Source organism: uncultured Porticoccus sp. (assembly GCF_913061305.1).
In the GTDB taxonomy this organism is placed as follows: Bacteria; Pseudomonadota; Gammaproteobacteria; order Pseudomonadales; family Porticoccaceae; genus Porticoccus.
In genome coordinates, this window is the sequence record NZ_CAJXST010000011.1 from 25,220 (window position 1) to 35,065 (window position 9,846).

9 protein-coding genes are annotated in these 9,846 nt (G+C 51.2%); 6 read left to right on the top strand and 3 right to left on the bottom strand.

Annotation, left to right across the window (positions count from 1 at the left end):
* Window positions 1-52 precede the first annotated feature (52 nt).
* The 6 genes from pabC to QZ516_RS12235 all read left to right on the top strand — a co-directional run bounded on the left by pabC (window position 53) and on the right by QZ516_RS12235 (window position 4,797).
* Complete coding sequence (gene pabC / locus QZ516_RS12210) at window positions 53-892, top strand: aminodeoxychorismate lyase (protein WP_297190263.1); 840 nt, start codon at window positions 53-55, stop codon at window positions 890-892.
* Window positions 880-1,911 carry an endolytic transglycosylase MltG gene (gene mltG, locus QZ516_RS12215; RefSeq protein ID WP_297190266.1) on the top strand — a complete coding sequence of 344 codons (1,032 nt, stop codon included), beginning with the start codon at window positions 880-882 and terminating at the stop codon, window positions 1,909-1,911. Before pabC ends, mltG begins: the two co-directional genes overlap by 13 nt.
* A 20-nt stretch (window positions 1,912-1,931) precedes the next feature.
* Window positions 1,932-2,570 carry a dTMP kinase gene (gene tmk / locus QZ516_RS12220; RefSeq protein WP_297190269.1) on the top strand — a complete coding sequence of 213 codons (639 nt, stop codon included), beginning with the start codon at window positions 1,932-1,934 and terminating at the stop codon, window positions 2,568-2,570.
* A complete protein-coding gene (locus QZ516_RS12225; protein ID WP_297190272.1) occupies window positions 2,570-3,520 on the top strand; it encodes a DNA polymerase III subunit delta' in 951 nt (316 codons plus the stop codon). The genes tmk and QZ516_RS12225 overlap by 1 nt, the downstream gene beginning before the upstream one ends.
* Before the next feature lie 97 nt (window positions 3,521-3,617).
* Window positions 3,618-3,971, top strand: a complete 354-nt coding sequence (locus tag QZ516_RS12230) for a PilZ domain-containing protein (RefSeq protein ID WP_152556866.1) — start codon at window positions 3,618-3,620, stop codon at window positions 3,969-3,971.
* A gap of 25 nt (window positions 3,972-3,996) precedes the next feature.
* The gene (locus QZ516_RS12235; protein ID WP_297190275.1) at window positions 3,997-4,797 is read left to right on the top strand and encodes a TatD family hydrolase; all 801 of its coding nucleotides are present in this window, start codon (window positions 3,997-3,999) and stop codon (window positions 4,795-4,797) included.
* Between the two features lie 117 nt (window positions 4,798-4,914).
* On the opposite strand, the gene QZ516_RS12240 is transcribed toward QZ516_RS12235, so the two are convergent.
* Genes QZ516_RS12240 through QZ516_RS12250 form a run of 3 tightly spaced genes read right to left on the bottom strand, consistent with a single transcriptional unit; the run spans window position 4,915 to window position 9,754 of the window.
* Window positions 4,915-5,886 (bottom strand): DUF4340 domain-containing protein, encoded by a 972-nt coding sequence (locus QZ516_RS12240; protein WP_297190278.1) that lies wholly within the window; start codon window positions 5,884-5,886, stop codon window positions 4,915-4,917.
* Window positions 5,887-5,901: 15 nt separating this feature from the next.
* Entirely contained in the window at window positions 5,902-8,784 is a 2,883-nt protein-coding gene (locus tag QZ516_RS12245) for a Gldg family protein (protein ID WP_297190281.1), read from the bottom strand.
* Window positions 8,774-9,754: an ABC transporter ATP-binding protein gene (locus QZ516_RS12250; RefSeq protein ID WP_297190284.1), complete on the bottom strand. Its 981-nt coding sequence runs from the start codon at window positions 9,752-9,754 to the stop codon at window positions 8,774-8,776. Before QZ516_RS12250 ends, QZ516_RS12245 begins: the two co-directional genes overlap by 11 nt.
* Window positions 9,755-9,846: the final 92 nt, after the last annotated feature.

Genomic DNA, 9,846 nt, shown 5'->3' on the forward strand with positions numbered 1-9,846 from the left:
GCGGCTTTTTTATACCTGTGTTTCGCCCGTTTATCTGTTTTAATTTGCACCCATGAACAACTATCCCCCCACCCAGATAAATGGTGAAGACACCGGCTGCGCCAATACGTTTGATCGTGGTTTTTACTATGGGCATGGTCTGTTTGAAACAACCAGGCTGACCGGTGGTGCTATACCTCTCTGGCCATTACATTGTAAGCGGCTGGCCGCAGGTGCCAGCCGTCTGGGGATACCCTGTGACGAGAGAATGTTGGTGGAATATAGGGATACCCTGTTAGCGCAGTGCCCGGATAACGGTATTGTTAAAATTGTCTTGACGGCAGGGGTTGGTGGAGCAGGCTATCGAGCACCTGAGTCCGTTTCTCCCAACTATCTGTTCCAATGGTTTCCGCTTCCCGAGTACAGCTGTAACTGGTTTTCCACCGGAATACCGCTTTTTTTATGCAAGCACAAATTGGCAATTTCACCTTCACTGGCCGGAATGAAACATCTCAATCGGCTCGAACAGGTATTGGCCAGAGCCGAGTGGGGTGACGAGTACCCTGAAGGGCTGTTGCTCGACCAGCAGGGGTTTGTGGTTGAAGGTGTGAGCAGCAATCTGTTTTGTTATCGTGAGGGCCAATGGTTTACTCCGATCCTTGCGGACTGTGGTGTTGCCGGAGTGATGCGTGAATACCTGGTGTCGGCACTTCTGCCGGGATTGTCTGTGCCAGTGACTGAATCGCGAATAACGCTGGAAAAGCTGGTCTCTTCTGAAGAGGTATTCCTGTGCAACTCGGTCGTTGGTATATGGCCCGTGGTTTCACTGGCTGATCGGTATCATTGGCCGTTGGGCGATCGTGTCAAATCCATTCAACAGCGGCTCAAGGAAGTTTTACCGTGCTACGGGTGATGCATCGTTACCTGTTGCTTGCGATGTTTACGTCGATGGTCGTTGCCATCGGTGTTTTCCTGGTTATCAATTGGCATCTGGACACTCCAATGCAGGTGGGTGAGGACGAATTTGTCCTCACTGTCCCCTCAGGTTCCTCATTGACCTTGTTATCTCTCAGTCTGGCAGAGAGAGGCATATTGAAGTGGCCTGATTTGCTGGTTGCCTGGAGTAGAGTCACAGGGCAAAGCACTATCAGGGCTGGAGAATACAGGTTACATTCGGGTGATACGCCCAGAGATCTGCTCAACATGTTGACGGAGGGCAGGGTTGTCCAGCATCAGGTTACTTTTCCCGAGGGTTTGCGTTTTGCCGAATGGTTGCATTTGCTGAATCAACAGCCCAGGTTGGCAAAATTATTGACGGGGTTGAGCGAAGATGAGGTTATCGAAACCCTGTCGCTGGAGATTGAACACCCCGAGGGTTGGTTTTTTCCCGATACGTACAGTTATAGTTATGGCGACAGTGATCGTGATATTTTGTTGCAGGCCCATCAACGAATGCAGGTGGTGTTGGCTGAGGAATGGCAACAACGGATGCCGGACTTACCCTTCACCTCGCCCTATGAGGCCTTAATCCTGGCATCGATTGTGGAAAAAGAGACGGGAGTCACCAGTGAGCGGGGCGAGATAGCCGGTGTTTTTGTGCGACGACTTAAACGTGGCATGAAGCTACAGACAGATCCCACGATCATTTATGGGTTGGGGGATGACTATCAGGGATATATCAAGCGCCGGCATTTGCAAAAAGCAACGCCCTATAACACTTATATTATTGATGGGTTGCCTCCCACGCCAATTGCAATGCCGGGACGCGGTGCGATTCACGCTGTATTAAATCCCGAAGCAGGTGACAGCCTGTTTTTTGTGGCAAAGGGTGACGGCAGTCACTACTTTTCCGCCAGTTATGAAGAACATTTGAAAGCCGTCCAGCAATTCCAGTTGCAGCGGCGCTCCGATTACCGCTCAACTCCCCGCTAGCGAGCATAATGAATACCGAGATGAAGACTGAAAGCGCCAAGTTTATCACCGTGGAAGGCGGAGAAGGTGTTGGTAAAAGCACCAATATGGCCTTTATCGGTGAATGGCTTGACCGTCACGATATCCCCTATATTGCCACTAGAGAGCCGGGGGGGACTCCGCTGGCTGAAGAGATTCGAACTTTACTGGTGAAACCTAGAGCGGAGCCGGTGGCGGAAAATACCGAGTTGTTGCTGATGTTTGCTGCCCGCGCTCAGCATATAGCGGAGGTGATTATGCCGGCGTTGCGCCGCGGCCAGTGGGTTCTCTGTGATCGCTTTACCGATGCTACCTATGCCTATCAGGGAGGTGGACGCGGGATCGACAGAGCAAAAATTGCGCAGCTGGAAAGTCTGGTGCAGGGAGAGCTGCGCCCTGACATGACATTACTGTTGGACATTGCTGTCAAACAGGGACTGGCCCGGGCAAGGGAGCGTGGTGAGCCGGATCGTTTCGAACGGGAAGAGCTGGTTTTTTTCAACGCTGTTCGCGATTGTTATCTGCAACGTGCAAGAGAAGAGCCGCATCGCTATCGTATTGTCGACGCTTCGCTGCCGCTTGCCGATGTGCAGAACTCTCTGGCCATGCATCTCAAACAGTTTTTGGAAAGTGGCGCCTGATGTTGCCCATATCTGAGCCCTATCCCTGGCAACAAAAGCAGTGGATGCAGCTGAATAGACTGATCAGCCAGGACAAGCTGCCCCATGCTCTGGTTCTTTGTGGACCTCGCCATCTCGGCAAAGAACAATTTGGCTATGCCCTGGCACAAAGGCTTCTTTGTGACAATCAACAAGGGCAGGTGGCATGTGGTGTTTGTAAACAATGCTCGCTATTTATTTCGCAAAATCATCCGGATGTTTTGCGGATAGTCCCGGAAGAAGAGGGTAAGGCCATCCGGATTGACCGCATTCGTCAGTTGAGTGAATTCACTGAAAAGACAGCACAGCAGAGCGGTTGGAAGATTGTGATTATCTCCCCCGCAGATGCGATGAACATTAACGCGGCTAATGCTCTGTTGAAAACACTTGAGGAGCCAGCCAGAAAAACGCTGTTGATACTGGTCTGTCATCAGCTCTCAAGGTTATCGGCGACCGTGCGGAGCCGCTGCCAGAAAGTTGTTTTTCCCGTTCCGGCCCCGGCTGAAGTTCATGCCTGGTTGTCATCGAAGATAGCGGATTCCGATAGCAGTGAGGCTGAGCTATTGCAGTATGCCGAAGGTCGACCCCTGTTGGCGCTGGAATTTCTTCAGACTGACCTGCTGGAGATACGCCGTACCTTCGATAAAATGCTCGATGAGCTGGCTTCTGGACAATTGAGTGCCATTGTCGCAGCCCAGAAATGTCAGTCTCTCGACACATTGATGGCGATCGACTGGTTATACAGTCGGTTGGCTCTCGAATTGAAGACGAAAGAAATGCATCCTGGCACCTACCGTTATCTGGATCGACTTATACAGATAAAAAGACGACTTCAGGCGGGGGGAAACCCCAATAAATCATTATTGTGGGAAGAGCTGATGCTGGATTGGCAGCATCTATTATCACTGGCTCCGCCCAGACGGGCAGGGTAAGCTTGAGACGGATTCTCGTTTAAAGAAGTAGTCAGGTTGGCTGTCCCCAATGTTTGTATAGTAGACTTCTGTTAAATTTTTCGGGTTGATTATGGATATGGAAGCGTTTAGTGGTAGCGTTCGAAATGGTATCTTGAACCTTTCGATCAAAGACGAGCAGGCGCTATATGCTGCTTACATGCCGTTTGTTATCAATGGCGGTTTATTTATTGCTACACGAAAAAACTACAATCTTGGTGATGAAGTGTTCATCCTGCTGGATCTCATGGAAGAGCCGGATCGTTTACCTCTGACCGGAAAAGTTATCTGGATTACACCCAAAGGCATGGGCGGCAACCGCCGCGAGGGTGTCGGCATCCAGTTGAATGAAAAACACGGTGACATTCAGGGTAAATTTGAAACCTATCTGGCCGGTTTGATGGAAGCGGGCAAGCCAACCAATACCATGTAATTTCACAATCAACAGGCTTTAGACCGTGCTGGTGGATTCACACTGCCATCTGGATCATCTCCATCCGGACGACAATCACAGTTCTCTTTCCTCAATACTTGACGATGCTCGCCGGCGGGGTGTCGGTGCCTTTCTTGGCGTCGGTGTCGACCTGGACAGTTCAGCAAGACTGATTGAGCTGGCGGAATTCAACCGGGATGTTCTGGTTTCTGTGGGCGTTCATCCGCTCCAGGAAACGTTGCCTGCATTGCCTGAACCCGATGATTTGATCCGAATTGCCAGCCATCCGGCCGTCGTGGCGGTGGGTGAAACCGGTCTAGATAACCATTACAGCCCGGACTCGGCGGCGTGGCAGGAAGAAAGTTTCATTCGCCATTTAAAGGTGGCAGGTCAACTGAACAAACCCGTGATCGTTCATACGCGACAGGCTCAGCAGCAAACGCTGGCCATTCTGCGAGCGCATGCAGATCAGGAGGTCGGTGGCGTTTTGCACTGCTTTACCGAGACCTGGGCGATGGCTGAAGCCGCCATCGCGATGAATTTTTATATTTCCTTTTCCGGAATTATTACCTTTCGCAATGCCTCGGCCTTAAGAGAAGTGGTCAAAAAAGTACCGCTCGATAAGCTGTTGGTGGAAACGGATGCGCCCTGGTTGGCACCGGTTCCCTATCGTGGCAAACAAAACCTGCCCGGTCATGTGGTGGAAGTGGCGCAGATGGTCGCCGATATAAAAGGTATTTCTTATCAACAGGTTGCCGAAACAACGACCGCCAACTTCTCCGCACTTTTTCTCGGCGGGCGATCATTTGAGCAATCATTTCGGTAATCGTAATAGTCCAGTTTCTCTGTAGACAAAACCGCCTGATTGGTTTGCTGTGGCGATTACCCTAATGCACGGTGGGCCTCTCGGGGCATCCGTGCCTAGAGAGGCCTATAGGTTGCGCTAGGGCTGCTTGCCGGGTTGGTCGTCCCCTTTTTTGTCCTCGACCTTTTGTTCTTCCTGTGAATCAACGACCAACTGACTGGATTGGGTGATCCCTTCGTAGTCACTCTTTGAGAAAGTAAATAAGGTGTCTCTATCGCTGCGCCGTACAAAGTGTTGTCCGTTATGTTCGTGGAACGTATAGCGCCAACTGTTATCACCAGATGTCACATCCAGCCTTACGGCATGACCCTCGACGAGATCAGGCTTGTCCTTCACCAAACCGGTCACACGAAGTTTTTTCAGGCTGCTGATCAGGTTTTCAATTTTCTGCTGATTTTTAGCCACGGGGCCATCCTGATTGATCAGAACAGATGGGCCTTTGCGGGATAACTGCCAGTTATCGCCGGTTTTCGCCAATACAAAGTTAGCTCCGTCAATACGGTCAACGTTTTTAGCCGCCAACAGAGACCTGTCCAACCAGTCAGTGGTTTTTGGGGGAATATCGGTCAGTTCCAGTTCTACCGCATAGACCTGATCACTCCCGCCCTTTCTTATGTGTAGTTGTTTGAGCCCCGGCGATGAGCCAATCAGAATTTCACCGAGCAGGTTTTCTCCGCTGTGGATGGCTATTCGACGTTGAGCATTTTCTTGATCTACCTCGAAACGGGCGTGACTGGTCTGGTTTGTGGCAACCGGCCACTTCACCTGAAGTTGTTCAAGCTTCTCCAGTAAAGCATTCACTTTGTCGCTCTGGGCGAGCAGCCCATCTCCCAGTAGTTGCCACTCGCCACTATCCTTGCTCTGGCCCAGGCCCAGTGAGACAGTGCCGGTCTCAGAGGTAATCGTGACTTTGTCGACATTCTCCCACTGAATATCCAGCAGAGCCTGGGGCCGGTTGTTGTCTGACTGCTCTTGTGCGTACCACCACAGACCAGCGATGATGATCAACTGGATGGTCAACAGGCCGCTCAACGCGGTTTTTGTATTCATCGTCTGACGCTCCTTTTATTTGGCTAACACATCGAGATAATGCTGTTGACGGGAACGCTGCTGTTTCCGCTGAAACAACGCAATAATCGCCAATGCCAAAATGGCCAGTGCATAGTTCAGATACTCCCAGAAAACCTGGGTGTCATGATTCATCGGCGGCAGTGTCCTGTTGAACTGGCCTCTTGCGCGAATACTGAGCATGCTGGCATCTTCCAACGCCCAGTCCACGGTATTTGCCATCAGCTGCATCGGATTCAGGTATTCGCTGCCCGCTGCAGAATTTGCCATGGTCATGGTCTGATCGCGCAGAAAATCATTTGAGCTATATAAAATGATTCTCGCCGAGGATGGTGAGTGTTCGGTCACACTGGATAAGCCTGCAAGGGCTGTCCCGGTCTCTGTGTCGCTTGCCGTATTATTCTCTGCCAGTAGCGGTGATTCTTTTCCCGCAAAGTAAGAGGTGAACCGACCTTCACTGATAACACCGAGTAAATGGGATTTCTCCTCCTTCGGTAGTGGGAACGCGGCGAAACCGTTTTCGTCAATTTCAGGCATGATATCCATGTTGTCGGATACCCAGGAACGTTCCGAGCTGCGAATTAACTCCGTAATCTGCCTGTCAGCCTGCTTTTCAGCGTCGATAGTGATCGGTGAGGCCCAGGCTATCGTGACCTGCGGGACGTTGGCCGAAATTGGATTTTCCTTGTTTAATCCCTCCCCCCGAGCGTCGATAAAATAGGGGTAGTCAATGACCCGGATTTCCTGAACCCTATGGCCGCGCACATTGCGGATCATGGGCATCGGGAAAGAGGCGTTTTGAGTATCCAGAACCAGCTTGTCTTCAACGCTGAAACCGTGATGGCTCAACCAATCCTGAAACGCGCCCTGAAGCTTTGCCACACCAAGTCCCTGTTGCGTCAGGGTGGTTGTAAACGGCGATGCTGCAGCGACGACCGTGCCACCTTTCATCAGAAACTGATCAATGGCAAAGAGTTCTTTGTCTTTCAAATTGTTTGGTGCTGCAATCACCAGAATATCCGCATCAGCCGATACGCTACCGTCGCTCAGGTCTTCCTGGCTAACATTGAGTTCGGCGCCGAGGGTCTCTTCCAGCTGGACAAAGCGGGGGGTTGATACCCCGTATTGTTCCGTTTTCTCATCCACCTTTGGTGTTACCAGAGCTACATTTTTGGTGATGCCGGAGGCAAAGCGCTTGATGCTGGCTTTCAGGTTGCGCTCGAAACTCGCCCTGGTGGGCTCTTCAAAAGGAATTTGCCTTACCTGGTCGTCCTGTTCCAGGGTCAGATAAAAATAAAAGCGGTCATCGCTGAATAGGTTTCGAGACATGGGCTTGAAGCCATATTTGCTGGCCAGCGTTCGTACTACCTGAGCGTCGTTTACATCGGGGGCCTCATGGTTGACGACCAGTTGATCGCCAGCCTGCTGCTGTAGCGTATCAATGACGTCAGTGATGGCCTTTTTGTACTCGACCAGCTCACCCGGCAGTTGTTGGTCTTCCGAAATAAAGGTGTTCAGTACCAGTGTGCCATCCACCATATCGAACAGATTGCCACCGCTGCGATAGCTGTTGAGTACTTTCTTCAAGCTGCGGGTGAGATCATATTCAGGATTGCGAAGCTGTACCTCAAGGCTGTTGTCTCCCTGAGACTTCACTTCAATCAAATCCTGAAAACCCAGCACCTCAAATTCGTCACCGTATTGAACCAGGATATTAAAATAGGAGTTCACGATGGCAGACTGATAGCGGTCGGCTACCTGCAGCGGTGTCGCCCGAATGCTGTATTTGGTATTCGCTTCTTCCTCCAGTTCCGGGTTGGTAACCGGGTCGAGGAACTCCACGCGGACTTTGCCTTTGCCTGCGATTTCGTATTCCCGGATCAGGTCCTTCATACGGGGCACCAGCGGCGCCAGCAACGGGTGAGTTTTACTGCTGAAATACCCGCGAATTAACAGCGGTTCCTCTACCTGATCCAGATACTGCCGGGTGGCATCGGAGATGGAATAAATATTACCTTCGGTAGTATCAATGCGCAGCAGATTCACTTGCCCAAGCCAGAGATTGGCCAGCACCGCATTGGCCAGCAGTAACCCGGTGATTGCCCGCCAGTTCTGATGTCGGGGTGTGCGTTTGAGGTTTGCCCAGCGCTCTTTTTCGAGAAAAAATGTGTTTAATGTCAGAAATGCAATGATGATGCTGAGGTAGTAGTAGAGGTCCCGGATATCGATAACCCCCCGGGTAATCGAGTCAAAGCGCGAGCCTGTCCCTAGCATCCTCAGCCATTCGCCTGTGGTATTGCCAAATAAATCTGTAATGGTGGCCGTTCCCACCAGATAAAACAAACCACAGACTCCGACAGAGCAGATCAGACTGATAATCTGGTTGTCGCTTCGGGCGGAAACAAACAAACCAATGGACAGGTAGGCCGCGCCTAGCAACAGGGCGGCGATATAGCCTGCCCAGACTGGTCCCCAGTCGAGCTCGCCCAGCTGTGCAACGGTGATGGGAAGCGGCAGTGTCATCAGCAGCGCGATGGCCAATAACAACAGGCAGCCGAGGAATTTGCCCAGCACAAAATGCCACAGGGGGAGTGGTTGGGTCAGCACATGTTCCAGCGTGCCGGTGCGCCGCTCTTCACTCCATAGCCGCATTGTCAGGGTGCTTGTCAGGAAAATCAGTAACACGGGCATCCACTCAAAAAGTGGCCGGATATCCGTAATATTTCTGGAGAAAAACGATTCGCCCCAGAAAAAAATAAACAGACTGATGCCCGCAAAAGCGGCGAGAAAAAGGTATGCAGTTGGTGACGCAAAGAAAATGGCTATTTCTTTGGCGGCAATGCGGCGAATCAGGGGCAGATGTCTTTTTTCAGGCTGCATCTTTTGTCTCCTCTACTGGTGTCTGCACCGGGACGGTATTGACCTCCCTGAAAAGGGTTTCGAGATCACGCTTTTCCTGGCTGATGCCATAGATATCGATGTCCGCCTGCACCAGAAGCCGGGTGATTTCAGCGACCAGTTTTTGCGGGTTAATGCCGTTCTCAACACGCAGGCGATAACTGAAAGCCGGTTGGCTGTCGGGAGCTGTATGGTCGGGCAGTGGCTCTATAGCAAGCTCGCCTTCCAATGAAGAGAGCGCTGAATTCACGGCTGTTTTATCGGCGGATGTTGCCAAGAGCAATGTGTTGCTTTGACGCAGTTCTTCGAGCCCTGCATCGACAGCCAATCGGCCATGTCGGACAATCAGCGCCCGATCACAGATGGCGTCCACTTCCTGCATGATGTGCGTTGATAGGATCACGGTCGCTTTGCTGGCCAGTGCTTTAATGAGCTTTCTCATCTGTTCGGTCTGGGTGGGATCAAGCCCGTTGGTCGGCTCATCCAGAATCAGTATTCTTGGCTTGCCGAGAATTGCCTGTGCCACGCCAACACGTTGCTTATACCCCCGTGAAAGCGTTGATATAGGGGAGAGCAGCTTGTCGACCAGAGCGGTTTCCCGAATAACCCGTCTTATTTCCTGAACTTTATCTTCCTCTGTAAGGCCTTTTATATCACCCACATAGTCCAGGTAATCGGCGACGGTCATTTCGGGATAGATGGGAAGGTTTTCCGGAAGGTAACCGATCTCACGCTGTGCTTTTTTGGGATTGATCTGCAAATCAATATTATCAATCGTAATGCTGCCATCATTGGGTTCCAGATAACCACTGAGCATTTTCATGATGGTGGTTTTTCCGGCACCGTTGTGACCGAGCAGGCCGACGATTTCGCCGTGATCAATTTTGAAGTTCACCTCATCTACAGCTTTAAAATCGCCATAGAAGCGGGTTAACCGGGTAACTTCCAGCATGTGTCCTCCTACGCTGACGTGATTTTATTGTTTTATAACGGGGGCAACCTGTCTCTTATACACATCTGACGCTGCCGACGAATAGAGAGGTG